Below are 25,418 nucleotides of genomic sequence, written 5' to 3'. Positions count from 1 at the left end.
TCAGGCTTTCAACTGGCGCAGGCCATCGGCCAGCAGCCACAGGGCGCGATTCAGGCGCACGCTTTGGTCGATGCCCTGCACGGGCCGGGTGGTCTGGCGGCGGCCATTCGCTGCGCGGGCGGACAGGCCGCCTTTGGTCAAGTTCTCCTGCGTGCGGTTGAACACGCTCCACAGGTCGCGGCGGTCGTCGTCGTGGCGGCGCGGCATCAGGATTTGCGATTCCGTGATGGGCGCGGGCTTGTCCTCGTCGTACTTCAACGCCAGCGCAGCACGGGCGAACACTTCCGATTCCCCGGCGTCCAGCGTGATGGCGCGCATGGCATCGCGCGATTCCTGCGCCCGGTCGAAGCCGTGCAGGACTTCGTAAGCGCCTTCGATGACGTGGGCTGCTACGTCGCCCTTGTGCGGCACGCGCACGTCGGCCACGGTGTCGCCGCAGACAAGGCCATTGCTGCAAACGAAGCGAAACATCCCGGCCAGCATCTGATAGCTGCTGGTGCCGTCATGGGAGTTCAGCAGGATGATTTCGTTGGCCTCGCGTCCGTTGATCTGGCTGGCATGGCGCAGCCGGATCATGTGCTTGGTGTAGTCGCGGCGGTCGTCGTGGCGCACGCGGGTTTGCGTCACCATGAAGGGCTCGAAGCCTTCCCCGCGCAGTTCTTGCAGCACGGTTGCGGTGGGGATGTAGCTGTACCGCTCGGAGCGGCTTTCGTGCGGTGCCTCCGCGAAGATGGACGGGGCCACGGCCCGGATTTGGTCATCCGACAAGGGACGTTCCGAACGCAGCACCGGGGAACGGGAAGCGAAGCGGGATGCGATTTGCATAGCATTTCTCCTGACAAAGAAAAAAGGTTTGCTGTTCACCGCATACCGGATTCCTAGATTCGGAAGCCCAGCCTTTCGGCTGTTCGGTGCGGTCGGCACGAGGAACCCGGTTGGCCCTGTTGCCACCGTCTTTCCTGAGTTCATCGCCCGCGACGGTCAGGAGCGCGCGAACGGGGGCCGTCAAGGAGGCAAGCGCAGGGTGGGTGCGGCCCGCAGGCGCAGCCGAGGACACGGCCCTGCGCGCCTTGACGGCACACGGCCGCGGGCTACAGTCGCGGACAAGGTGATGAAGTCAGGGGAGACGGCTGGACATGGCAACGGCCCCTCAACACGCCGACCGCACGGCAAGCGAAGCGCGCAGGCCCGGATCTAGGAATCCGGGCCGGAGGCGTCAGCGATGTGGAAGGCTGGCGAACGCCAGTCCCGTCAGGGATGAGCGAATAGCGAACCTGGAGCAGCGCGATCCGCGAAGCGGAGACGCGCAGGTTTCCCCTATTTACCATTTCGGGTCAATGCGCCAGGTGGAAGTCCGCCGGCTCCAACAGCAGGACGAATTCGACCATCCATGTCGCCACTTCTCGAATCAGCAATCAGGGCATCCGCTACTCGGTTGAGCCAGTACATCAAGGTGCATCGAGAGCATCCCGAAATCAGCTTCCATGACCACGTCAAGCAGCGGCGCAGGGAAAAGGCCGTCCACGCGAGTTCGTTCAAGCTGATCTGTCTCGACACGCTTGCTTGGAAATGCGTGGCGGACTACCGGCAGAACAAGACCACCCTGACGGCGGCGATGAAGGAATTTGGTGCAAGCATTGATCGGGCCGTGCAAACAGGGCGCTTCGCATTTCCCATCGGCGTTCCCACCTACTTGGAGTTGGACTCGATGGTCGATCCGGCCACCCGAGAAGCGCTCAAGAAACTGGTTGACAAACTTTCCCGAGGACTCTGCATCACCTCCTTCCATGACCGGATCGGCTCCGAGTTGCAGATGCTGCGGACAAACATGGTGGGTAGAACCGAGGGGTTGGAAGACTTCTTGTGCAGCCCTGTCGAAATGATGGGAATACCAGCCATCTCGCTGCCAGAATTCGTCAAGGCACAGGTGGACGAAGTCACATTCAACAAGTCCTTCTTTGATGCTCTGTACGAGCTTCCGTTTTCCATTCAACTGGAGGTTGCCGGCAACGCACCGGGAGAGAAATGGGACAACTCGCGCGGCATTACCGACCTAAACTATGGAAAAGCACAGCATCAATCCGAAGTCGTGAATCTCAACACGGGCATCTTCTTGGAGCTGAAGGGCGGCATCGAAGCATGGTTCATCAACGAAGGGGTAGAGCCCAATCATCAGGAGATCACCCTGGATGCCTTGAACGCAATGAATCACTGGAAGCAGGAACCCTCCTCGCGCGCATTGCCGACGATGCGCATCCTCAGCTCACTATATGGCTTGATGCGATTTGACCCGAACCGTCGATACAAGAATGGAGACCCCAACGACTTCCTGATAGCGGCATCCGCCCTCCCTGTTGCCCACGCACTGTTCACGGACAGAAAATTCGCGAACCTCTTGTCCGACAAGAGGATCGCTCTGGACAAGTTCTCGGATTGCACAGTGGTGAGCGGCTTCGAGGAAATGGCCCGATATCTCGAAGAACAGGCGTCTTAGAAGAAGGGGCCGAAGCCCCCTGCGGCTCACACGATGATCCGCCCGGCATGCCGCGCATCGCGCGCATAGGCGCTCAACCGCTTCTCAGCGCGGAAAGACAGGTCGCGCTCGATCGGCAGGCCCAGCCCGCCGCGCACCGTCGCCAGCTCGCCCAGGCTGACCCAGCCGATTTCCGGCATCCCCAGGCCCAGGTCGCAAAGACCAAAGGCGTGGTCGTGGTCATCAGGACCAATCTCGGTCAGCAGCCAGGTTGCGCCGGCGTCCGGCGTGAACAGCTTGACCACGGGGGCCGGATCGAAGTCCGGGTTCTCCAAGGATTCGCGGCCGTTGGCCAGCAACACGATGCGCTGCTCGTCGGTGATGAGTGCGTTGTTCATGGTGAACTCCTGAAAGGAAGCCGGGCGGAATTGCCCGACCCTTCCGGGGCACGGCGCAGCGCAAGCAGTCAGGGGTCAACGACGGCCGCCAGGACGCAAGCGCCATCGGCGCGCAGCCCTTGACGGCGAGAACGCCGTGGCACGATGAAGGGAACAGCAAGACCGCCTCCCTCGCACCTCCACGCACCCCGGTTTTCGGCAAGTGCGCAGCACGCGCAGGCCCGCGAGGGCCGGAGTCGCGCCGCCGGGCGCAGCAAAAAGGGGGCCGAAGCCCCCAATGGTCAAAGCAGGCCGCGTTCGGCGAATGACGTGGTGCGAGTCCCCGCAACGATGACGTGATCCAGCGTGCGAATGTCCACCAGCGCCAGCGCCTGCCGAAGCTGCGAGGTCATCGCCTTGTCGGCCGCGCTCGGCTCGGAGTTTCCGCTCGGATGGTTGTGCGAAACGATGACCGCCGCCGCATTGAGCCGCAGCGCCTGCTTCACTACCTCGCGCGGATGCACGTCGGCGGCGTCGATCGTGCCGTCGAACATCTCCACGTAGTCGATCAGCCGATGGCGCGTGTCGAGGAACAACACCGCGAAGACTTCGTGCTCGAAGCCGGCCAGCTTGGCGCGCAGGTAGTCCTTCACCGCCTCCGGCGAAGTGAACGCCTCGCCGCGCTGCATCTTCTGTTCGATGACCTGGCGCGCGGCTTCCAGAATCTGGTCGGCGTCCGCCAGCCGATAGCGCCCACGGCCATCGCGCACCATCAGCGGGGTGTCGAGAGTGAGGGTCAGTTGCGACATGATCGTGCTCCGGTTGCTCGGGCGGAATTGCCCGGAACCGGCGCCAGCACGGCGCAGCGCAAGCAGTCAGGGGTCGCAGACGGCCGCCAGGACGCAAGCGCGCATGGCGCGCGCCGCCCTTGACGGCGAGAACGCCGTGATACGGTGAAGGGAACAGCAAGACCGCCCACACCCGCTCACTGCACACACCCGGTTTTGGGGGCAAGCGGAGCGCGCAGGCCCGCGAGGGCCGGAGGCGTCAGGGGTCAAAGCCGAATGGCCGCGATTCGGCACGAAGCGCGGGGCGCAGCCCGCGAGTCCGACGGCGGAACGCCGGGGCGCCTATGACAAAGAGCCAACGACACCGAAGCCCAAACGGAGCACAATGTAGCTACAACCAGCTTGAGGCATGTGATGGCAAGCAGCAGTGATGTCGTTCGCGCCCGGATTGACCGGCATATCAAAGAGGAGGCCACGAACGTGTTGGCAGGAATGGGCTTGTCCGTTTCGGATGCCATTCGGGTGCTACTCACGCGCATTGCCGCCGATAAAGCACTTCCTTTCGATATCAATCGTGTGCAAGTCCAGCCCGAAATCACGAAACCATGAGCTTCTGCCTGAACAACTCCAACAACATCAAGGCTCCTTAGAGCCATCGGCAAGTACGGCGAAAAGACCGTACTCCTCTGAAATCCGCGGAAAGCAAGAAGCATGATCGGACAAAGAACCCGCTATTCGCTCGCACAATTCCTAGAGTTGCAGGAGCCTATGATTTCCATCGTGCTCCTGGGCAAGTACGGCGTACAGCACCTTTCGCTCTCCCGAGGACAACTACTGTACGAACTGCTGAACACACTTCGCGGGCTCGATGACCACACCATCATGCAGGTGCTCGCCGAGGTAGTGGTGACCCAAGGCGATCTGCGGTCGAGAGTCAATCCGAAGTACCGGTTTGACGAGCGGGTGCGCGATCTGACGCAATGCCTACTACTGGACGGCTACATCATCCAGGACGAGAGGTTGATCCAGACCGACCCATCGATTGCCGACGCCGCCCCCTTGGAGGATGACCTGATCGGCGCCTTGCAGAACTCGGGGGCTCCTCGTGCCCAGGAGATCATCGCCAAGATCAACGATTCAGCCAGCGCGTTCCGGGCGACGCCGCCCGACTACAACGCTTCGCTCGTGAATGTCCGCGTGGCGCTGGAGACATTGGCAGGTGATGTGGCTGCCGACGTTGCTTCGCGCTCGCCAGACCATGCGACCTACAACACCTCGAAGTGGGGCGAGGTGCTTTCGTTCCTGCGCATCAGTGGCGAGATCACAACCGAAGAGGAAAGAGGACTCGCTGGTGTATTCGGTTTTCTGAGCCCTGGCGCTCACCGTCCGGTGGGCATCCCGGAAGATCAGATGACGCGGCTTGGCCGCTCCTTCGCGCTCAACATGTGCTGGTTCCTTCTCAAAAATCATCTCGCACAGGACCACCGGTCGTGAACGCTACCGACTTGGACACACAAGGGACAATACATGCCGTTTGAGATCGCTCCATGGGAGGCCATCTCCGAAAACTACGGATGCACGGTCCTGCTCGGCAACGGCGCCAGCATTTCCGTCAACCCAAGCTTCTCCTACGCATCACTGCTCCAGCATGCCGCCGACCAGCATCTGCTCCCAGAGGACGCTCAACGCCTGTTCGAGTTCTTCCAGACCAATGATTTCGAGTTGGTTCTTCGGATCGTCTGGCAGGCATCGAACGTCAATCGGTCGCTGCAGATACCGGATCAACGAACGCATGCTGCTTATGCCAGTCTCCGAGATTGCCTCATCCAAACCGTCCGCGACATTCACCCGGAGCACGGTGCGGTAAGCGCCCACCTGCCGAATATCTATCAGTTCCTGAAGCGATTCAAAACAGTCATTTCGCTCAACTACGACTTGGTGGTGTACTGGGCCATGACCTACGGGTTGGACATCGACGACCAGCATGCTTTCAAGGACTGCTTTGTAGGAGGTGGCGCCTTCGACGATGACTGGCAGCGATTCAGGCAACCGATCCGAGGGGATCGTTCAACCTCGCTTGTGTTTTATGCACATGGCAGTCTGGTGTTGTGCCGAAACTTGGTCGAGCAAGAGCGCAAGATCCACAACCTTCAGGATGGTCTGCTGGAGGCCGTTCTTCAACGCTGGCAAAACGGAGAGGTCGTGCCTTTGTTTGTGAGCGAGGGAACGTGGCCTCAGAAAGTCTCTTCCATCCATAACAGCTACTACCTCTCCACCGTGTACAGAGAGGTTCTGAAGTCGCAGCGGGACACGCTGGTGGTTTACGGCTGGGGCTTCGCCGAGCAAGACATTCATCTCCTGCAGCGCATGAAGGATACGGGAATCAATCGCGTGGCGGTGTCAGTATTCCGAGGCGATCAGGCGTACTGCAACCGGGTCTTCCAGATGATCCATGATGTATTGGGAGCGCATGTCGAAGTGGAGTTCTTCGACAGCGAAAGCCCCGGTTGCTGGATTCACCCACCCCACTAGGAACCACGTCCGCCATATGGCGCGCAGCGGAGTCCCTTTATGTCATCGATGCTAGACAGGTTCTATAAGCGGTCCGCTCATCTGAATGCCTTGTTGAACAGCGATCCCGCCGAAGCAGTGAAACAGGCCCGAGAGATCAATCTCGATCCTGGTACGGATGAGCGATTCAACATGATGGGGCTACGCGCAGCGATTCTGGTCGATGGTGGCGCGTTGACTCAGCAGCAGGATGCGATTGAAGAAGGACTCGCCCTGTTTCGTGAACTTCACAGTTCGTTTCCAGTTGCTGACGTCACCTATAACTTGGCCAATGGGCTGGTCGCCGCGACAGGTGTCCCACCTCGTAATGCAAATTGGTTGAGTCATCAGGAGTCAACTAGAGAGCGTCGCGCAGAAGCACGACGATGCTTCTGGAAGGTCGCTCAGGATGTGGATGCCGATTCAACGCTGCGAACTCAAGCTTGGACGAACCTCGCCAACCAATTCAGTGGCAGCTATCGGCTTGGCGAAGCCCAAGATGGATGGCTTGCCGCGCTAGAGATTGATCCGGAGAACGGAGTTGCTGCAAGTTCCGCAGCCCGCAATCTGCTTTGGCTCTATGAGCGCGGTGGCTGCTCAGAACTTACGCGCATCGAGGCGATCATGCTGGCTAAGATTGCGGATCGGCATAGGGATCGAGTCATCCAATATGCCGGCGCACAGGCCGCGGCACAGATCGCGGCGTTCGCATGCGAATTGGGTGATCCGCCGCCACGATCCCCACATAAAGATCCGTTCCTCCATTGGGTCGAACGCGAACGATTGGCGCTCGCGCCAGTCGTGGAACTCATTGACCCCACCATGGGCAAGCTGGACTGGCTCATGCTTCCCGGAATTCTGGAGCGAGAGCACGGTGCTGCTGGGATGCCTCCGCCTGTGTTCGCCATGTTCAACATGCTGAAGAGCGACTTCATCCTCGCGCGTGATTTGCTATGGCGGGCTATAGATGAAAACGTGTGGCCCGCGACAGGTCGATTTGGGGACACGCTTGACTATGCCACCTATGGCCCAGATGCATCGGCGCTCATCTTGGCGCACCGGACGGCTCTCGACCTGCTCGACAAGATCGCTGTCACGGCAAACCACTACTTCGAGTTTGGGCTGCCACCAGATAAGGTCTACTTCGGCAAGCTGTGGCGAGGAAGCCCCGATAAGACAACTGGCGTGCGCCCACTCAACGAAAAGGTGGAACAGGCGATTCGTGGGGGCGCCAGTGCCCTATATGGCCTTGTTGAACTTGCCGAGGACTACGACAGCAGTGCGGGAATCTTGCGGTCCCAAAAGGACCTCCGCAACGCGGGCACACATCGATTCGTGGTGCTGCATGACCTTGGCGACCCAGCAGAAAGCAGGCAAGCACCTGAAATTGAGCATCATCGACGGGAGCCGTTTACTCAAGAGGTGTTGCGCGCCTTGCGTGTTGCCAGGTCGGCCATCCAAATGCTTGCGCTTTCGATTTCACAGCACGAACAAGGTTTGCCGCAGCGGACAGGCGGCCTTGTTGGATCACTGCTCGTTCCCGACTACGACTGGGTTCGTGGTCGCGACCACGAAACTTAGGGTCAGGCGGAGAAAAGCCGAGACGCCTCGAAAATCTATGAATACCTAAAATTGGAACTCATGACCTCTCTCGAAGCCAATATCGCCTTCTACGACACGCACTACGACATACTGCGTCAGTGGTTCCTGCGCCCAGGCGATAAGGTGGTTCTCGGCGACAAGCAAAATCGCGTCTGTCGATTTTGTAGCAGGAAGTCGCCCGAAGTGACCTTCCGCAAGGTCGCACACGCGATACCGGAAGCCCTCGGCAATAAAAGCATTGAAAGCGCGTATGAGTGCGACGACTGCAATGAAGGGTTCGGGCGTGGCATCGAGAACGATCTAGGCAACTGGTCGAAGCCGACACGCACCTTCGCGCGTATTCGTGGAAAGAGCGGCGTTCCGACGTTGAAGAAAGGCGGCGACGGGAAAGGCTGGAGAATCGAGCATGGCGCTGCGGGCTTCAGTATCACCTCGTATGAGGATGATCCGCTGTACCAGATTGACGAGGTGAACCGGCGAATCACCTTTCAGCTCAAGCGCGATCCCTATACGCCGGTTGCTGTGCTCAAGGCGTTCATGAAGATCGGCCTGACGCTGCTCCCCGACGAAGAAATCGGAAACTTCCCACACTTGATGAGCTGGGTGAGGTCAACTGATCACATTCGCCGATTTGCCGATCAGTGTCCGGTCATTCGTTCATTTCAGCCAGGGCCAATGCCGAACGACTTAATCGCGGCATTTCTCTTGCGACGAAAGTCACACGTAACGAACTACCCCTACATGTTCTTGGTGCTTGGCTATGGAAACGAAGTATTCCAAGTGCAATTACCTTCCGAACAGCACGACCTCACCTTAAACGGCCAGCCAATTTCGATTCTTCCTTTTCCGACACCGGACTCGCCTGACCCAGCGCGATACGGGCCAACCAGGGTTCAAGTGCTGGACTTGACTGGTCGCGAAGTTGTCAAGGGAGAGGTTATCCCGGTTCAAGTAGGGTACGACCTTGCCGTTCACAAGACGGGATCGAACACGACCTCGAAAGACTAGGTTCAGGCATCGCCAGCGCGCCCGACAGCAGAGCACCGGGACGCGCTTTAACGATTTGAGCCCGGCTTAACAAGTGAATAGATGACAGGAGCATGGCGGAATTCGCCCATATGCGAGTCATCATGGACAAAAATCGTATCGAACACAGAGAAGGCGTCCATTTCCGTCAGAAGCGGAGCCAAATACTTCGCCGCCTTGGCGTAGTCGATAGCCGGCAACGGCCAGTTGTCATAGATGATCAGCCAGTTGGCCGGATACCGAACGAAGCCGTCTGCTGTTGCCTTCGGCATTTTCTCCTCGACGTAGTGCGCCATCGCGGCGGCCCACTCACGCTCCGGTGAATCACCGCACCAGCCGGAGCCAGGGTTGTCCGCCCTGATTTCATGACGAAGTTCATCGGCCGTTTTTCGAGGTTCCCCGGGCGTGGCATGAGGCGTGAAGTAAACGTCGGGCCCCAAGCCTTTCTCGCGCAGAAAATTGGCTCGGGCGACGTTCTCCGGTACCGCTTCGGTATGCTCGATTCCGACCTCAGTGCCCGACATCGTCAGCACGAAGTCTGGTTTGTCGGAATGGACAAGGGTCAGAGGAAACGAAAGCCGTTCAGCCGGCAGTGTCGCAAGCAAGTGCGCGATGCAATAGCGTTCCGCGTGATGATTCCGACGCCCCTCCGAGCGCGCAGGCACATCAATGTCTAGCTCGGCAAGCTTGGTCCTGAGTTCGGCTAGAGTGCCTGCTTGTAGGATAATTTCCGACATCGGATGGCTACGCTCCGTGAGTGGCTGCCCCGAGATTGCGATGCAAGTCCGAGACAATCGCGATTAGCCTGTTGATTGGCTCGGCCAACCGCTTCGGCAACACGCGGTGCTGACTGTGGGTTTTCAGGTCGGCAATCCAGCGATGTGCAACCCACACGTCTTCTTCGGGGTGGTTGTTGTCCACGCCATTGCAATACTTGTAGCCAACGAGCGCATCAGTGTGCGACAGCAGGATGCGCGCCATCGTCATGTGGAAGCGATGCGCTTGGAGATCCGCCGGGCCTTTGGGGCGCGGCAGGGTCAGCCGCAGGCATCGCTGGCTGTTGAACTCCCTCCAGTCGGGGCCAACGACCTGTCCCGCGCGTTCCAGCATCTTGCGCGACTGTTCGTTCTTGCCATTGACCAGGGCAACGGCAACCGTACCCTTCGGGTACTCCAGCTTTTCGGCGAGCAGGTTCATCCAACCCACCAGCTTGTTCAAGGTCTCATCGTCGGCAAACACGAGGAACTGATGGCGCTGTTCATCGTCCAGAAACACCGGCAATTGCGCGTAGAGGGGGTACAGCAGGTCGTGGAGATAGATGTAGGTCTGCCGGCGTCCCTGCTCGTGGCTTCGCGTGGTCGCGGTCAATACCTGCTGCGCCCACTCGGGCGTGAGCTCGTCCAGCGTCATCTCGGTGATGTCGACGGAGATCAGCGGAAACCCGAGCGACTTCCCGATCAGCGCCTTGCGCCCGTCGAAGGCGTGGCCAAGCTCGATTTCAACGCCGCCCAGCACCATCGGCTCGGCTTTAACCGGCGGGCCGAGCACCGCAACGTCGAGCCGGAATTTGCTGCCGAACGGCGTCTCCAGGGGATGCTCGGTTGCCACCTGGTCGGCGCCGAGCAACAAGTTACCTTCCAGCGGATAGTCCGACGCATCCGCATCCTTGAACGCCCACGGCATCGCAAGTCCAGCATCCAAGCGTCGAGAAAGTTCGGCCGCGACAAGTTCTTTCGCCCGCCGGTGTTCGGGACTTTCCTGCACGGCGCGCCACCGACTGGCTTCTTCATCGTCGAAGTGCGCTTTGGGGTTGAAGGTGTGCTGAGTAGGAAGCACCCGGAAATGGGATCGCCGACGCAGCTTTCCGCTTTCAAAAGAGGGGCTGACCCATGTCACCATCTGCCGTGATGCGCCGGGAGATACTAGAGGCCACAGCTTTCGCGCATGTTCCCGGCTACGAACATCACGCGCGGCGATCGTGGTCTGAAAAACCCCTTTCCGAGAGAAGACAACGAGCGCCTCGTCCATTCTTGTCTTTCCCTTACGGCGATACGGCAGCAACTTTCGTCGCGCCATCCAGCTTGCGGTGAATCAGCGATACCAGCGTCAGGATGTCCAGTGCGTCCTGTTCGGACATCGGCCAGTTCGTCTTGGGCGCATGGGCCAGCGGATTGCGCACGGCGCCGAACAGGCCGATCAGAAGATTGGCAAAGCCTTTCTGCTCGCTCTTTTCGGACTCGGTGGTGAGCGGTCCCAAGGTGAGGACGGGCAGCTGGCCTGCGAATGCCTTGTTCACCAAGTCCGCACCATCGCCGTTCAGGCCCGACAGCAGGCGAACCCTCTCCGCAACGCCTTTCGTTGCCTCGAACACGGCATGGAAGTAGTTTTCGTCCAGCAGTTCGGCGCGGCAGTAGTTCAGCACCTCCGCATGGACGACGCGGCTTTCCAGCGCAGCCTTGAGTCGTCCCGCACGGGCGCGCGCGGCATCGAGCGTCGTGGCCTTGTCCGCGTGCCCGACCTTGCCGTCGTCGCGCACGTAGAAGCCGGAGAAGGCAAGGACGACATTGAGTTCGTCGCGCCGCCAGGAGAACGTCGCGGGATCGCGGGCATAGTTCACCGGGTTCATCGCGCGATTGATGAACATGATGAGATGGTTGCCGACCTGGTGCTGGTTCTGTGCGCCGGCCAGCGCATTGAACAATCGCTTCCACTTGGTCATGCCGGGCGACGTGTCGGCAATCCCGATTTCTTGCAGCAGGCGCTCGATCTGCGTGCCGCTTAGGCCGCGTTCGGTATCGGCAAGGACGCGGCAGGCGGCTTCAAGATGCTGTGAGCTGAAAGGGTCGATTCGCGTCGCCAATGCCTGTCTCCCTAACCAGGCATCAGATGATGGCCTGCAAGCCCTTGTCGGCGATGACGTTGAGCAGTTTGAGCGCTGGCCCCGTGGGATGTGTTTCGCCTTGCTCCCACTTGCGCACGGTCGAGGCCGACGTGTGCAAATGAAGGGCGAACACCGGCTGGCTGAACTTCAAGGCTTCGCGCAGGCGCTTGATGTCGGCAGCACTGAACTCCCGCACCGGGGGCGGGCAGATCGCGTCGAACTCGCGCATTGTCACCTTGCTGATCGCTCCCGCTTCGTGGAGCGCAGCCAGGTCGCCACGCAGGGATTCAATGATCTTGCTCACAATGCACCTCCAATAACACGCCCGAGTGCAACGCCTTCGACAAAGCCTCGGCGGACAGTTCCAGGAACACCTTACCGGCGAATTGCAGCGCCTTCTTCTCGTCCTGCGTGATATTCGCCTTGTCGCTCTTGGGGAACCCATGCAGGAATACGTAGCGGCTGCCGATCCGGGCCGACAGCAGGGTGCGGTAGCCGCCGCTCTTGCCGCCGCCGGATCGGGCAACCCGCTTCTTGTAGAGGAAGCCGCCCAAGTCCGCGTCAATCAGACCGCTTTCCATCTCCTGAACCGCCTTGCACAAGGCAGCATCAGGCAGCTTTTCGCCCGCCTGCCACCGTGCAAAGTCCTTCCGCTTGAGGACGCGGGTCATCTTGACCCCAAAACTATACCCGTAACGGGCATACTTTTCCAGCCCCCAGTGCGATGCGCGGGCGGGGAGGGCTGCTGAGCCGATTGGCGTAACGGCGACACGGCAATCAGGGCCGACATGCCGAGGCACTGGTCACCGATCATGCGGTCACCTCTTTGGGTTCTTGCCGCGTGCCGACGACCGACTTGCGCCGGCTGGCTACCAACTCGGCTGCCTTACGCACCGGGTCGTCCTCGGTGTGGACGTAGCGCATGAACATCGCCACGGTCTTGTGCGCGGTTAGCGCCATGCCGACCTTGACGGGGATGCCGGAATTGGCAATGTCGGTCGCTGAGCGGTGGCGGATGCCGTGGGTGCCAACCTTCGGCACGCCGGCGCGATCAAGGATTCGGCGCCACGCCTGATAGTAGGAATGGGGGCCGAGCGGCTTGTCATGGTCGAGGATGGCCGGGCATACGTAGGGCGAATTGCCGTAGCGAGGTGCATTCGTCAGCAACCGGCGGGCTTCCTCGCTCAACGGCTTGGACATATCGCCCGTTTTGCTGTCCGGCCAGACAACCCGGCCGTTGGGCAAGTCGAGCCAATTCCACTGCAACAGCAGGATTTCCGACATGCGGGCCGCGAACTCGAATTGCAGCCGGACGGCCAGCAGATAGATGGGATGTTCCAGGCCCTCGGCTTCGGCTTTGTCCAAGTAGGCGAACAGGCTGACCATCTGCTCGTCGGTGATAAGGCGGGTCGAACCTTTCTCCGGGTACTTGGGTACGTGACGGCAAGGATTGGAGCCATCGGGCCGGTAGCCCCACAGTTCGGCCAGGTTGAACATCTTGCGGACGAGCGACAGTACGCGGTTTGCCTGCGTGGGGGACCTCTCCATGCGCTTCATCAGCGCGGTGATGTCGTGGCGCGTGACCTCGTGAACCTTCTTGCTGCCGAAGGCTGGGATGACGAAGTTGTCGATCTGGTACTGGTAGCCGGCCTGGGTGCTGGGCTTGTTGTGCAGTTTGGAGTGGTCATCCATGAACCGGCCGCACAGTTCCTTGACCGTCGGCGCCTTGCGGGCTTCGGCCTTGTCGAGTCCGGGATCGCCCCCGCGCCGGACTTCGGCCAGCCAGTCTTGGGCCAGCGACCGGGCCTGTTCGACCGTCAGCTCGCCGAACTGGCCGAGTGCCGGCTTGCGCCGCACGCCGGAGTTCGTGCGGTATTGAACCATGAAGACCTTGCGGCCCGTTGGTGTTATCTTGCACAAGAAGCCCGGAACGAGCGTATCCCGGAGTTCCACATCGCAGGTTTGCGCCTGCGCCGTGTCAACGACGGACTTGGTGAGTTTGATCTTCGCCATGAGGTGCTCCTGAAAGGCCCCGATTCCAGGGGCCGGCTAGGAGCCAGGCGGAGGGGAACCGGAGCGGTTTGCATCGCGCACCGGGATATGATGGAAGGCACTGGCCTCGGGGAAAACCTGCTACAGCAAGCCTCATCCAAGTCCATCGTTAGCCCGGTGCGGATGCCATGCTCTGGCTTAAAATCTCTCGTCCGTAAGGGCGTGCCGGTTCGATCCCGGCTCCGGGCACCACCTCCAAATCCATGGTTTACGAATTTTATTGTGGGCTCAATAATTTCCGCAATCTGAAGATTTTTCCGCATTTCCTATCGAGTAAGCTTCTCACTTGTCCTTCCTGGCGCGAATGTACTTTCCGTCTGATCTCCCCGACATGACCGAGTTGGTCACGAGCCTGCCGAACTTCGCTGCTCGATTCCGCTTTGCCGGTACCAGCCTTCGCTCGAAAGTCACGGAGCTGCAAGGCTGACTTCTCGACTCCAGCAGCCTCCACGGCAGCGTCGAAACGCCCCCTTGCGTCGCGAAGCCGGATCTCTGTCACGTCATAGACAGCCTTGTATAGAGAATCCTCTATGCAGATGTGTCGCCCGCTCTCGGTGTTGCCCTTAGTACCTCATCGAGCCGGCACTGGCTGTTGGATGTGGTCCGCTTTCTCGAAGCCGCTCGTCGCTCTAAGGCAAGGGAGTCGCGGAAATGCGACCTGAGTTGGATGGCCGCGCTGCGGACGGCGGATAAAATTTGCGCCGCACACATCTGCGGTACATGCAATGATCAGGATCATTAAACTTCGAGAGCTACGCGTGGAAACTGAGCGCAGCCTTGCTCGCTCGCTCACCGACACTGAAGAACTGGCTCTGCATGAGCTCATCTATGGCGTCGCTGAAGAGAGAGCTGCTCCTTTCAGCGCACAAGACTCTTCGTTCGCCCGCCGGGCTTTATTGCGAGCTTGAATCCACTTGCTGCTGCGTAGTGGCGCAATGACATGGGGCTGGTCCAGGTCTGCGTCGTTGGTTGCATGAGTTAGTTGGCGGCCCACTGCGCTGGCATCGTCAGGATTGAGTTTGGCTTATAGACGGTGCGTTCCCTTTCTTTTGGTTGGGCGCATATCGAGCTTGCCGCTGTAATTGATATGGATCAAGCGACCTGGAGGGTGGCTGTACAAGGTAGGAAGCGGGCCAACAAGAACAACAGGAGACCCGCCCATGCCGACTACCCAAAACGTTCGTTCGGAATCGCTGCCTGAGGATTTCCGCCGTCTAATAGCGCCGCCCAAGGTGGCTTGGCCAACCCTGCTTTTGTTCGTCATGGCTGTCAGCGCTTATGTCTGCGGTTTCTGGGGCGGCAGCCAGGGCTGGTTACCTGCACCGTTAGCCATCCTGCTCAACGCCTTGGCGGTATTCTGGTTCTTCACGGTGATACACGATGCCTCGCACAATGCCTTGAGCCGCCATCGTTGGTTCAACGACCTGATTGGGCGTATCGCCCTCCTGACCTTCTCGTTTTTGCCGGTATACCGCGCGTTCCGCTTCATTCATATGCAGCATCACCGTTTCGCCAACCAGCCTGTGAACGATCCGGACAAGTGGTGCGGTAGTGGACCGAACTGGGCGCTGCCGTTGCGCTGGGCAACACTCGATGTCAACTACTACGTCTGGTACGTCAGGCGCATGGGTGATCGCCCGCGCAGCGAAATCATCGACACTTTGGCGACCGCGCTGTTCGCCTTACTGACCCTGGGCATCCTGATCGACCTGGGGTACGGCCGGCAGTTGTTGTTGTTCTGGTTTATCCCTTCGCGTATCACCATCACCTTTCTTGCTCTGGCCTTCGACTACTGGCCGCATTCACCGTATCTCGCTACCCAGAGTGAGAACCCCTACCAGGCGTCGAGCAACCGACTTGGTCTGGAGTGGTTGCTTACGCCGCTGTTGCTGTCGCAGAACTACCACTTGGTGCATCACCTCTATCCGCTCGCCCCCTTCTACCGCTACCGGCGCATCTGGAAGGCCCGCGAAGGTTTCCATCTTGCTCAGAGGCCGCTATTGGTCAGTCCGCTGGGGCGCAGGCTGATGGATGTGAATCGCCCTTAGCTCCCCAATACCTCCGGGCTTCATTCAAAATGGGGCTCATTGGGCGTGCCTTTGCGTCGCCCCTGAGGCTTGGGCTCTACACAAACCCCAGGAGCGGCGGCAAGAAGAGAGCGATCAGCAAGCTGGGCTGCGGAGGAACTGGCGCACGTCGCTGAGGCGATTACTAATTCATCGCGTTTCTGCGTTCGCTGGATTCTTCGTATTGCCGGCATTTCTCTTCTGCGCTAGCGAACGCCTGATCGGGTGTTTGATCGCCGTGGTAGCCGAAGCGGACGAAGTACCTGACTACGACCTGAGTATCTGTGTCGAGTTTGGCGCTGCCATCATGAAGGGCCGATATTGCCTGCTGTTCGGTCTTTCCCTGGTCTCTGTACATTGCGCCGGCACGGGCAAACAAACCGATACCAGTGCAGAAGTCAGATGCCTGGACGCTAGCGGCAAGAGTCATGAGCAGGAGCAACGCTGTGAGCTTCTTCATGCGCCCTCACTAAGCCTGCGGTTGCGTGCTTGCTATGAGTATGGAGCCTGTACCGGCCTTTTGCTCACTTCGTGGGGGAGCAATATGGGCCCAATCAAGTTTCGCTTCGACTATCTGGCTCACGGCTTTTGCACGCATCTTCTTGGTGTTGTTGGCACAAGGCCGGCAACGAGACTCCCTAGTCTGCGTAAGTTGCCTGAGGGGGCAGGTGCAGGGCTGAGCTCTGATTGTGCGGGTGAAGACCTTGTTGCCTTTTCCCCCGCTCGAATATCGACTCGTAATTCCCAGGTGGCTCGATACTGGGTTTCGGCTACCGCGACGTGATAGATTCCGCCCGGTCTATGACTGGAAGGGATGCCCATGTTTAAAGTTCTTGCAGCTCAGCTCGCGATTGTCGCGATGCTCTCCGGATGTGCTGGCACTGAATTTTCTTACGATCAGGCTCGGAGGGTTTCGGTAGGAATGACTGAGGCGGAGGTCGTGGCGATCATGGGGCCGCCTTACTCCGTCGTTTCGCGTGGGGATGGGCAGATGTGGGTGTGGAGCCACGCGAACGGGTTGACCGGGTCCAGTCGGGCTGTCTCGTTTAAGATGCAGGATGGGCGCGTTGCGGAAGTACCAAATATCCCGACCAGCTTCGAGTAATGTCTTGCTGAAAAAACCGTCTTCGGACGGTTTTTTTACGCCAGGAAGAAAGCGAATATTCGCCCAGGCTGGCTCTATTGGTCGAAGACTAGGACCGCCTCGACTTCGTCTCCGTAATGGTCGCCGGTAAGAACAAAGCCCAGGCGGTTGTAGAAGCGCTGGGGGCTACCGTCGCCCAGACCGTAGCTCGTGTATAGCTCACTAACACCTTGACCTTTTAGGTCATGGACAAGTTGTTCAATCGCCTGCTTGCCGAACCCCATGCCCTGGTACGGCCCGGCGATCATGAAGCGCCACAGGTAGTGGCCGGGACAATCGATGCCGTCGTCCCAGTCCGCGCCGATATGCAGCATGATGAAACCCACTAGCGCTTCGTCTGCATAAATGGCGCGAAACCAGGCGTTCTCGGAGAAGTGCGCCTCGGCAATTGAGGTGCCGTTGTCAGCGACCATGCCGCGCTGGGCGTGCGAGAGTGTTTCGCTAAGTTCGCAGACTTCGCAGACGGTGAGGGCGGAAATGCGGCGGAAAGTGATCTGCGCGCCACGAGTCGGAGCTGTTGCGTCCATGCTGGTTCCTTGGGCTGGTTCTTCGTGTCGGTTCAATCATGCCGTGGATTGAGCCTTCCAGCAGGGGGCAACTGTTACCGGATTGTGCCGCCGCCGACTAGAAATCGCCTAACGCTGCAAGCTCTCTGGTCGGCGGCTGTCGATTCGTCTCAGGCGCTCAGTTGAGCCTGCGCCTGCAGCTTCAAGCCTGCGCGCACGATGCGGCGCTTGCGCAGCGGTTCGGACGACTCATGGAAGTTCTGTAGCTGCACAGCATCCTTGAAGTGGTCAGCGTCCGTTTCCTGTAGCGGGCCGTATTCGGTGGCAAGATCTCTGCGAATTCGATTGATTAGGTTCTCCAGCATCCGAGCGTCGTACTGTTCCTGGGGGCGGATGACTCGGCATGTCATCTGTTCACCGGCTGGGTTGCTCAGAGTCATGATCAGGTTGCCGTCTGGCCGCGAACTGAACCCCACCTCGTACTCCGGGAATTGGCGGCGGAGGTATTGAGCGGCGGGAAGTCGTTCGATTTTCATGGAGGCATCCTCGGCGGTGAGTAGTGAATCCTTTCCTACTACTTGCAGAGTACGTACCAAAATGGTGGAAATTTAAATTCCTTTAATATCAGTTAGTTGCAGTATTTTTTTCGATACGGGTGCGATGCATCCTGCACGATGCGCCGAGTCCCGCCTTGCAATTTGCAAGACATTGCTCTCAATGGGTAATCGGCTCGTTGTGTTCTGTCGGGCCGGCCTTCGCCCTGGTTTTCTGTAGCCTCGCACGGCGCATTGGGACTCGCAGGATCGCCCAGAGAGTCACCAATGCCAGCAGCAACCAACCAAGAATCATGAGAGTCACAAAAGTACCCGGATTCATATCGAACATCCTCGCCCCTGGGTAAGGGTAGACCACCTGGTGTTGCACCGCGTCCTTCCGGTTGAGTGGAGGACGCGTCGAAGGTTCCTGGAAATAGCTTGAAAGCTGCCCGGCTACCTGTTATCTGTATGTATATACAGTATCGAGGTGGACCATGCACCAGGTAAACCAACAGCTATGTGGCGCCGCACTTGCTCACCCCCAGTGGATGCCCTCCCATACCTACATAGTTCGTGCAGATGGCGATGAAATGACGGGCTTGGGAATTTGGCGCAATGACTTGCTTCTGGTTGATCGCTCCGAACTGGCGGTTGAGGGGGAGGTCGTTGTTGCGGAGCTCAATGGCCGGGCCTTGATACGGCGGCTGGCGGTGCTCGACGGCACATACGTATTGTTGTCAGGGAGTGATCGTTTCCCGCCTATCAAGGTTGGCGATGGCGATGAGCTCACTATATGGGGAGTGGTGCGACGCCGCCTGGCGGGTGAGGGCATCGATATGCTGTCCGCCTGAGCGGCAGCGTGCTGACTTTTTGCCAGCAGTGGCGAACTCGGCGTTTCGGAGATTGTCAGATACGCTGTCGCTGGCCTATGTCGCTTTTTCGCAAACGTTCGTAGGAGTGTGGATCGCCCACAGGCCGGGGCATTGTAAGGAGGCTGCAGCCTGATTAGACTGCGCGCAACTCGCACCCCTGTCCCTCTCGAAGGACTCTCATGATCAAGAAATGTCTGTTCCCGGCCGCTGGCTACGGCACTCGCTTCCTCCCGGCCACCAAGGCCATGCCCAAGGAAATGCTGCCGGTGGTCAACAAACCACTGATCCAGTACGCGGTGGAAGAGGCGCTGGAAGCCGGCCTCTCCGAGATTGGCATCGTGACCGGCCGTGGTAAGCGTTCGCTGGAAGACCACTTCGACATCAGCTATGAGCTGGAACACCAGATTCGCAACACCGACAAGGAAAAGTACCTTGTCGGCATCCGTCGCCTGATCGACGAATGCACTTTCTCCTATACCCGCCAGATCGAGATGAAAGGTCTTGGCCACGCCATCCTGACCGGCCGCCCGTTGATCGGCGACGAGCCGTTCGCCGTGGTGCTGGCTGATGACCTGTGCCTCAACCTGGAAGGCGACAGCGTCCTGAAACAGATGGTCAAGCTGTACAACCAGTTCCGCTGCTCGATCGTGGCGATTCAGGAAGTGCCGCCGGAAGAGACCAACAAGTACGGCGTCATCGCCGGTGAGATGATCCGTGACGACATCTACCGCGTGAACACGATGGTCGAGAAGCCGAAGCCGGAAGAGGCTCCGTCGAACCTGGCGATCATTGGCCGCTACATCCTGACTCCCGATATCTTCGATCTGATCGAACAAACCGAGCCGGGCAAGGGTGGTGAGATCCAGATTACCGATGCTCTGATGAAGCAGGCTCAGGACGGTTGCGTACTGGCTTACAAATTCAAGGGCCAGCGCTTTGATTGCGGTAGCGCCGAGGGTTACATCGAAGCAACCAACTATTGCTACGAGCACCTCTACAAGACTGGCAAGGCCTGGTAACTCCAAGCCTAACCGGTTCCACGAAGAAGCCACCTGCGGGTGGCTTCTTCGTTTCCGGCAGCATAACGGCCATCTGGGTACCTGGTAGCGAGGTTTTCACGTGGATGGCGGGATCGGCATTGCCTCCGAGCCTGGCCCCAGTGGCTGGCCATAGCTGAATTCCACGTAGTTCCCTGCCGGGTCGCGTAAGCCGCAGTAATAGCCAACTGGATATGGCTCATCGCGCGGCGCCCAGACCAGGCATCCGATTGCACGCGCTTCCTGCGCGATGAGGTCGATTTCTTCGCGGCTGGAGACCGCGAAACCGAAGTGGCTGTAGTCGTCGTCGGCAAGGTGGCGTAGTTCGCCGCCGGGCATGATGACGAAAATGAAGCTGTGCTCCTTGCCTGGCTCGGCCATCCACACGATGCGTGACCCCTTGCCTTCGCGCTGGTGGATGATGCGCATGCCGCAGAAGCGTTCGTAGAAGGCAATGCAGGCATCCAGGTCGGGAACATGCAGGGCCAGATGGGTGAGGTTCGGTTGCATGGCAAATACCTCTTTCGATTCCTGGCGGGCTACGTTAGGCCGTATAAAGTATGCTGCCAGGTACATCTACGCGGAGAAACATGATGTCTTTCGATTTTGACCTGTTCGTAATCGGTGCCGGCTCCGGCGGTGTGCGCGCCGCCCGTTTTGCTGCAGGTTTCGGTGCGAAGGTCGGTATCGCGGAGAGCCGCTACCTGGGGGGTACCTGCGTCAACGTTGGCTGCGTACCCAAGAAGCTGCTGGTCTACGGTGCTCACTTCCATGAGGATTTCGAACAGTCGGCGGGGTTCGGTTGGACTTACGAGGACGTGAAGTTCGATTGGCCGACGCTGATCTCCAACAAGAATCGGGAAATTCACCGTCTCAATGGCATCTACCGCAATCTGCTGGTTAACAGCGGCGTCACGCTGCTGGAAGGCCATGCGCAACTGCGTGGTGCGCATGCGGTCGAGGTCGACGGACAGCGCTTCACGGCCAAGCATATTCTGATTGCCACTGGTGGTTGGCCGCAGTTGCCGGACATCCCCGGAAAGGAGCATGCCATCACTTCCAACGAGGCGTTCTTCCTCGATCAACTGCCACGCCGCGTGCTGGTGGTGGGTGGTGGCTACATTTCCGTCGAGTTCGCTTCGATCTTCCACGGGCTTGGGGCGGAAACGACCCTGCTGTATCGTCGCGAACTTTTTCTGCGTGGCTTCGACCGCAGCGTTCGTGAACACTTGCGTGGCGAGCTGTCCAGGAAGGGCGTGAACCTGCAGTTCAATGCCGACATTGCGCGTATCGACAAGCAGGCAGACGGCACTCTGTCCGCCACCCTCAGGGATGGCAGAGCGCTTGAGGCCGATTGTGTGTTCTACGCCACCGGTCGCCGCCCGATGCTGGATAATCTAGGGCTGGAGAGTGTTTCAGTGGAGCTGGATGAACGTGGCTTCATCAAGGTCGACGAAACGTATCGCACCAGCGAGCAGTCCATCCACGCCATCGGCGATGTTATCGGCAGGGTACAACTGACCCCGGTTGCCCTGGCCGAAGGCATGGCGCTGGCGCGGCACCTGTTCCGTCCGGACGAATACCGCCCGGTGGATTACAGGCTTATCCCCACTGCGGTATTCAGCCTGCCGAACATTGGCACCGTAGGGCTGAGCGAAGATGAGGCCCGTAGCGCCGGGCATAGGGTCAAGATATTCGAGAGCCGCTTCCGTCCGATGAAGTTGACTCTGACCGAGAGCCAGGAGCGGACGCTGATGAAGCTGGTTGTCGATGCCGACAGCGACAAGGTCCTGGGGTGTCACATGGTTGGTCCTGACGCCGGAGAGATTCTTCAGGGGATCGCCGTTGCGCTTAAGGCGGGAGCAACCAAGCAGGTATTCGACGAGACCATCGGCATCCACCCGACGGCCGCCGAAGAGTTCGTTACCCTGCGCACGCCGGTTGGCGCCTGACGCTTCTGGCTGGAATCAAAAAGCCGGTGCAATGCACCGGCTTTTTGATTCTGGGGGCCACTGTCAGTTGGCGCGCTCCAGACTGTTGTCCTGGGAGTCGTCGTTGCGCTGGGAATAACGCTGGGCGAGTACCGCGCAGACCATGAGCTGTATCTGGTGGAACAACATCAGTGGCAGCAGAATTACACCGACGGTGCTGGTGGCGAATAGTACGGAGGCCATAGGCACGCCGGTGGCCAGGCTCTTCTTCGAACCGCAGAAGACAATGGTGATGCGATCTTCCAGGGAAAAGCCCAGGTAGCGTCCGAGCAGATTGGTAGCCAGAAGCGCCAGCGCCAGCAGGATGCAGCAGGCGACTACCAGTCCGGCCAGGGCCGGCATTGGAATCTGGTGCCACAGCCCCTGAATGACTGCCGCGCTGAATGCGGTATATACCACCAGCAGAATCGAGCCCTGGTCCACGTAGCGCAGCACCGATTTGTTGCGCTCGACCCAGGCGCCGAGCCAAGAGCGCAGAAGTTGCCCCGCGATGAAGGGCACCAGCAGTTGCAGGGTGATCTTGCCGATCGCATCGAGGGTCGAGATGCCGGTATCTCCGTGGGTCCCAATCAGCAACTGGACCAGCAGAGGCGTCAGGAATACGCCGAGCAGGCTCGAAGCGGATGCGCTGCAGATCGCTGCTGGAACGTTGCCGCGTGCCAGTGAGGTGAACGCGATGGAGGACTGCACGGTGGCCGGCAGGGCGCAGAGGTAGAGCATGCCCAGGTACAGCTCCGGCGTGACGAGCGGCGATAGTACCGGCTTGAGCAGCAGGCCGAGGATCGGGAACAGCACGAAGGTGCAGGCGAACACCAGCAAGTGCAGGCGCCAGTGAGTCGCACCGGCGATGATGGCCTGACGCGACAGCTTGGCGCCGTGCAGGAAGAACAGCAGAGCGATGCCCAGGTTGGTGATCCAGCCAAAGATCACTGCGGTGGTTCCCTCGCAGGGCAGGAGACTGGCGACTGTCACGGTAGCAATCAGCGCCAGCGTGAAGTTGTCGGGGAGCAGGCGTGGGCGGGCCATGAGCATCTCTCGTCTTGTTGGAATGGGGGCCGTGATGGAAACCGGCACCTCGGCACTCTAACGGCGAGGTTGCTTTCCGGCTAACGAGAGAGAGCCAGCTTATGTCGCTGAACGGACAGTGTGCCGCTCGCTGACCTGCAATTCGACCGAGCAGACGTTGACCATCGAACGCATTCGCTCGGCGATCAGCTCTACACGATGCCTGGGCAGACTGGTGAGCCGAAGGTGAATCCGCAGACCGTCATTCTGGCGTTGCGCAAGAACCTCCGTGGGAATCTGGCCTTGCAAGGCGAACAGGTTGAGCATGCGGCAGAGCACATCGGCATCGGTTTCCGTGGTCACCTGATACCTGGCATCCACTGCCTGGGCGGCTGGCAGTGGACGGCAGCAAGCAGTGGCTTCTTCGGCGAGCGGAGCGACGCGGGCGGGGAGGGTCATGGGAGCGATTGCCTTCGGAGGGGAGTACGAAAAGTTTGCTCCGCAGGCGGGGAATTTATTTGCCTATCTGAAGGTGGAAAAAGGAATTTTGGGAATAGAATTTCCGTAAATGTTTTATTTGGAGCATAAATAATGCCCGTTCCCCTGGATTCTTATGATCGGCAAATCCTTGCCTTGCTGCAGGAGGAGGCGACGCTCTCCACGGCGGAGATCGCCGAACGTATCGGGCTTTCACAGTCGCCCTGTTGGCGACGGATACAGCGGCTGAAAGACGAGGGGGTGATCCGCAGGCAGGTGACGCTGCTGGATCGAAAGAAGATCGGCCTCAATACGCAGGTGTTCGCCCAGGTAAAGCTCAATGCCCACGGTCGAAATCATCTGACCGATTTTGCCCAGGCCATCGGCGAGTTTCCCGAAGTGTTGGAGTGCCATGTCCTCATGGGAGCGGTGGACTTCATGCTGCGCATCGTCACTGAGGACGTGGAGGCATATGAGCGTTTCTTCTTCGAGAAGCTGTCACAAGTGCCGGGCGTCCAGGAAATCAACTCGATCGTCGCACTCTCGGAGATAAAGTCTACGACGACCTTGCCGTTGCCCCGTGGTTGAGGGAGGGTGCCGGCATCAATCGGTGTGGCCGGCACCGCCAGCGGTCATACGCCGCCCAGGAAGTCCGTCTTGCCGACTTCGACGCCGTTGTGGCGGAGGATGTCGTAGGCCGTGGTGATGTGGAAGTAGAAGTTGGGATTGGCGAAACCGAGCAGGAAGTCGCTGCCCTTGAAGGTGACTTCGCGGCCGCGCAGTTGCAGTTCGATTGTGCGGTTCTCGGCCCCGGTGAATTGGTCTTCCTTGAGGCTCTTGAGGAACTCGATGGTCTTGGCGATGCGCGCCTGCAATTGCTCGAAGGTGGTTTCGTCATCCGGGAAGCCCGGTACGTCGACTCCCGCCAGGCGAGCACCACAGCCCTTGGCTGAGTCGCTGGCGATCTGCACCTGACGGGCCAGGGGGAACATGTCGGGGGCGAGGCGTGCGTTGATCAGGACAGAAGGATCGATGGACTTCGCTTCGGCGTGGGCGGCGGCCTTGGCGAGGATTGCCGACAGATTGCCAAGCATACGAATGAAGACCGGAATTGAAGCCTGGTAGATCGACAGGGACATGCTACGTACTCCAGATGAAAAGTGGGACGGCCTCGGCGGCCGTTGCCGGAGTCTAGTGCCAAGCCGCGTCGGCGTCGCCTGGCTTCAGCGCCCGACGACGGTGGGGCAACGCGACTTGTCCACTTCGCCGACGTGGGGGTTGCCCCAACCCATGACGCAGCCAACCATCTGGTTGCGCTGGCGCTCCCAGGCTTCCACCGGGTACTGCTTGCTCCAGGCGCTGAACAACTGTTGGTCCTGCTTCGACAGCTTCAGCCCGTAGCGTTCGCTCATGTAGAAGTAGGTGCGGGCGATCATCCCGCGAATCTGCGGGCGTGGCATCGCCTTGCGCGCCTTGAAGTCCACCACCATCGGACATGCGCCGTACTGCGACGGCGGCTGAGATAGCCAGCCGAAGCTGTAGTTCGCACGGTCGCCGTTAACCTCGCCGATGCTTGGTACCAGATTGTGCAAGTCCGCCTCCGCCTTCTGGTAAACGCGGTCGTTGCGCGAGCAATTGCTGCGGCCACCGCTCTGCCAGCATTGGCGCTGATGGCCGATCACCCAGGCCGGGACGATATGCTCCCACTCGATGCGGCTGGCGCGTTGGGCGTTCTTGCGCGGCGAGTAGCCACAACTGGCCAGGTCCACCTTGTTGCCGCTGTAGCGGCAACCGCAGTAGAACTCTACCGATTGGCGGGCATACAGTTTTCGGCCGATTTTCTTGGCTTCTTCGAAGGTACGGGGAGCTGCGGCGGAGGCCGACAGCGGTACGGAAAACAGCAGGAGCAGGGAAAGGCAACGTCTAAACATAAGAATTTACTTACGTGAAACGTTGCATCTTACTGATTGAAAAAGAGTTGCCAATCGTGGCAATCGAATGGCAATTCCAGGCTCCAGCGTTTCGGAGCGACTGG

28 protein-coding genes are annotated in these 25,418 nt (G+C 59.5%); 11 read left to right on the top strand and 17 right to left on the bottom strand.

The window, feature by feature from the left end:
- The gene (locus OU419_RS16020; RefSeq protein ID WP_013721781.1) at positions 1–825 is read right to left on the bottom strand and encodes a DUF932 domain-containing protein; all 825 of its coding nucleotides are present in this window, start codon (positions 823–825) and stop codon (positions 1–3) included.
- 565 nt (positions 826–1,390) lie between these two features.
- On the opposite strand from OU419_RS16020, the gene OU419_RS16015 reads away from it, so the two are divergent.
- A complete protein-coding gene (locus OU419_RS16015; RefSeq protein WP_254473835.1) occupies positions 1,391–2,494 on the top strand; it encodes a hypothetical protein in 1,104 nt (367 codons plus the stop codon).
- A 26-nt stretch (positions 2,495–2,520) separates the two neighbouring features.
- On the opposite strand, the gene OU419_RS16010 is transcribed toward OU419_RS16015, so the two are convergent.
- Together OU419_RS16010 and radC are read right to left on the bottom strand one after the other, a co-directional pair.
- A complete protein-coding gene (locus tag OU419_RS16010) occupies positions 2,521–2,871 on the bottom strand; it encodes a DUF2958 domain-containing protein (protein WP_254473837.1) in 351 nt (116 codons plus the stop codon).
- Positions 2,872–3,152: 281 nt separating this feature from the next.
- The gene (radC, locus tag OU419_RS16005) at positions 3,153–3,659 is read right to left on the bottom strand and encodes a RadC family protein (protein ID WP_254473839.1); all 507 of its coding nucleotides are present in this window, start codon (positions 3,657–3,659) and stop codon (positions 3,153–3,155) included.
- A gap of 393 nt (positions 3,660–4,052) precedes the next feature.
- Here radC and OU419_RS16000 point away from each other — a divergent pair, with 393 nt between their 5' ends.
- From OU419_RS16000 to OU419_RS15980, 5 genes are all read left to right on the top strand, one after another.
- On the top strand, positions 4,053–4,247 hold the full coding sequence (locus tag OU419_RS16000; protein ID WP_062832679.1) for a type II toxin-antitoxin system RelB/DinJ family antitoxin: 195 nt from the start codon (positions 4,053–4,055) through the stop codon (positions 4,245–4,247).
- Positions 4,248–4,349: 102 nt separating this feature from the next.
- A complete protein-coding gene (locus tag OU419_RS15995; RefSeq protein WP_228846171.1) occupies positions 4,350–5,132 on the top strand; it encodes a hypothetical protein in 783 nt (260 codons plus the stop codon).
- A gap of 33 nt (positions 5,133–5,165) precedes the next feature.
- On the top strand, positions 5,166–6,170 hold the full coding sequence (locus OU419_RS15990) for a DUF4917 family protein (protein WP_121259421.1): 1,005 nt from the start codon (positions 5,166–5,168) through the stop codon (positions 6,168–6,170).
- Positions 6,171–6,209: 39 nt separating this feature from the next.
- The gene (locus OU419_RS15985; protein ID WP_121259423.1) at positions 6,210–7,769 is read left to right on the top strand and encodes an LA2681 family HEPN domain-containing protein; all 1,560 of its coding nucleotides are present in this window, start codon (positions 6,210–6,212) and stop codon (positions 7,767–7,769) included.
- A gap of 60 nt (positions 7,770–7,829) precedes the next feature.
- On the top strand, positions 7,830–8,798 hold the full coding sequence (locus OU419_RS15980; protein WP_254473841.1) for an HNH endonuclease: 969 nt from the start codon (positions 7,830–7,832) through the stop codon (positions 8,796–8,798).
- A 47-nt stretch (positions 8,799–8,845) separates the two neighbouring features.
- Here OU419_RS15980 and OU419_RS15975 read toward each other — a convergent pair whose 3' ends face one another.
- The 6 genes from OU419_RS15975 to OU419_RS15950 form a co-directional block, all read right to left on the bottom strand.
- Positions 8,846–9,553, bottom strand: a complete 708-nt coding sequence (locus tag OU419_RS15975; protein ID WP_062832676.1) for a hypothetical protein — start codon at positions 9,551–9,553, stop codon at positions 8,846–8,848.
- 7 nt (positions 9,554–9,560) lie between these two features.
- A complete protein-coding gene (locus tag OU419_RS15970; protein ID WP_062832675.1) occupies positions 9,561–10,844 on the bottom strand; it encodes a hypothetical protein in 1,284 nt (427 codons plus the stop codon).
- Between the two features lie 13 nt (positions 10,845–10,857).
- Positions 10,858–11,676 carry a TIGR02391 family protein gene (locus OU419_RS15965; protein ID WP_041105696.1) on the bottom strand — a complete coding sequence of 273 codons (819 nt, stop codon included), beginning with the start codon at positions 11,674–11,676 and terminating at the stop codon, positions 10,858–10,860.
- A gap of 22 nt (positions 11,677–11,698) precedes the next feature.
- Positions 11,699–12,001 carry a helix-turn-helix domain-containing protein gene (locus OU419_RS15960; RefSeq protein WP_031656719.1) on the bottom strand — a complete coding sequence of 101 codons (303 nt, stop codon included), beginning with the start codon at positions 11,999–12,001 and terminating at the stop codon, positions 11,699–11,701.
- Positions 11,985–12,368 (bottom strand): type II toxin-antitoxin system RelE/ParE family toxin, encoded by a 384-nt coding sequence (locus OU419_RS15955; RefSeq protein ID WP_031656720.1) that lies wholly within the window; start codon positions 12,366–12,368, stop codon positions 11,985–11,987. Before OU419_RS15955 ends, OU419_RS15960 begins: the two co-directional genes overlap by 17 nt.
- 139 nt (positions 12,369–12,507) lie before the next feature.
- Positions 12,508–13,710, bottom strand: a complete 1,203-nt coding sequence (locus OU419_RS15950) for a tyrosine-type recombinase/integrase (protein WP_041105695.1) — start codon at positions 13,708–13,710, stop codon at positions 12,508–12,510.
- Between the two features lie 1,199 nt (positions 13,711–14,909).
- On the opposite strand from OU419_RS15950, the gene OU419_RS15940 reads away from it, so the two are divergent.
- Positions 14,910–15,797: a fatty acid desaturase gene (locus tag OU419_RS15940; protein ID WP_254473843.1), complete on the top strand. Its 888-nt coding sequence runs from the start codon at positions 14,910–14,912 to the stop codon at positions 15,795–15,797.
- A gap of 163 nt (positions 15,798–15,960) precedes the next feature.
- Here OU419_RS15940 and OU419_RS15935 read toward each other — a convergent pair whose 3' ends face one another.
- The 3 genes from OU419_RS15935 to OU419_RS15925 form a co-directional block, all read right to left on the bottom strand.
- Positions 15,961–16,275 (bottom strand): hypothetical protein, encoded by a 315-nt coding sequence (locus OU419_RS15935; protein ID WP_254473845.1) that lies wholly within the window; start codon positions 16,273–16,275, stop codon positions 15,961–15,963.
- 719 nt (positions 16,276–16,994) lie between these two features.
- Positions 16,995–17,486, bottom strand: coding sequence for a GNAT family N-acetyltransferase (locus tag OU419_RS15930; protein ID WP_254473847.1), 492 nt, complete (start codon positions 17,484–17,486; stop codon positions 16,995–16,997).
- Between the two features lie 149 nt (positions 17,487–17,635).
- Entirely contained in the window at positions 17,636–18,001 is a 366-nt protein-coding gene (locus OU419_RS15925) for a DUF3509 domain-containing protein (protein WP_254473849.1), read from the bottom strand.
- 494 nt (positions 18,002–18,495) lie between these two features.
- On the opposite strand from OU419_RS15925, the gene OU419_RS15920 reads away from it, so the two are divergent.
- Both OU419_RS15920 and galU read left to right on the top strand, forming a co-directional pair.
- Positions 18,496–18,852 carry a LexA family protein gene (locus tag OU419_RS15920; RefSeq protein WP_254473851.1) on the top strand — a complete coding sequence of 119 codons (357 nt, stop codon included), beginning with the start codon at positions 18,496–18,498 and terminating at the stop codon, positions 18,850–18,852.
- Between the two features lie 200 nt (positions 18,853–19,052).
- Positions 19,053–19,892, top strand: a complete 840-nt coding sequence (galU, locus tag OU419_RS15915) for a UTP--glucose-1-phosphate uridylyltransferase GalU (RefSeq protein ID WP_254473853.1) — start codon at positions 19,053–19,055, stop codon at positions 19,890–19,892.
- Between the two features lie 96 nt (positions 19,893–19,988).
- Here galU and OU419_RS15910 read toward each other — a convergent pair whose 3' ends face one another.
- On the bottom strand, positions 19,989–20,420 hold the full coding sequence (locus OU419_RS15910; protein WP_254473855.1) for a VOC family protein: 432 nt from the start codon (positions 20,418–20,420) through the stop codon (positions 19,989–19,991).
- Between the two features lie 83 nt (positions 20,421–20,503).
- Between OU419_RS15910 and gorA the strand changes: the two genes are divergently transcribed.
- Complete coding sequence (gene gorA / locus OU419_RS15905; protein ID WP_254473857.1) at positions 20,504–21,862, top strand: glutathione-disulfide reductase; 1,359 nt, start codon at positions 20,504–20,506, stop codon at positions 21,860–21,862.
- 63 nt (positions 21,863–21,925) lie between these two features.
- Here gorA and OU419_RS15900 read toward each other — a convergent pair whose 3' ends face one another.
- Positions 21,926–22,927, bottom strand: coding sequence for a bile acid:sodium symporter family protein (locus tag OU419_RS15900; protein WP_254473859.1), 1,002 nt, complete (start codon positions 22,925–22,927; stop codon positions 21,926–21,928).
- 99 nt (positions 22,928–23,026) lie between these two features.
- Entirely contained in the window at positions 23,027–23,365 is a 339-nt protein-coding gene (locus tag OU419_RS15895) for a hypothetical protein (RefSeq protein WP_254473861.1), read from the bottom strand.
- 132 nt (positions 23,366–23,497) lie between these two features.
- Between OU419_RS15895 and OU419_RS15890 the strand changes: the two genes are divergently transcribed.
- Positions 23,498–23,971 carry an Lrp/AsnC family transcriptional regulator gene (locus OU419_RS15890; RefSeq protein ID WP_254473863.1) on the top strand — a complete coding sequence of 158 codons (474 nt, stop codon included), beginning with the start codon at positions 23,498–23,500 and terminating at the stop codon, positions 23,969–23,971.
- A 44-nt stretch (positions 23,972–24,015) separates the two neighbouring features.
- Here OU419_RS15890 and OU419_RS15885 read toward each other — a convergent pair whose 3' ends face one another.
- Together OU419_RS15885 and OU419_RS15880 are read right to left on the bottom strand one after the other, a co-directional pair.
- On the bottom strand, positions 24,016–24,522 hold the full coding sequence (locus OU419_RS15885; protein WP_254473866.1) for a DUF1993 domain-containing protein: 507 nt from the start codon (positions 24,520–24,522) through the stop codon (positions 24,016–24,018).
- An 84-nt stretch (positions 24,523–24,606) separates the two neighbouring features.
- Entirely contained in the window at positions 24,607–25,314 is a 708-nt protein-coding gene (locus OU419_RS15880; RefSeq protein WP_302329029.1) for an endonuclease I family protein, read from the bottom strand.
- Between the last annotated feature and the right edge of the window lie 104 nt (positions 25,315–25,418).

The sequence above is a fragment of the Pseudomonas triclosanedens genome (genome assembly GCF_026686735.1).
In the GTDB taxonomy this organism is placed as follows: domain Bacteria; phylum Pseudomonadota; class Gammaproteobacteria; order Pseudomonadales; family Pseudomonadaceae; genus Pseudomonas; species Pseudomonas triclosanedens.
This window is presented reverse-complemented; position numbering and strand designations above follow the sequence as displayed.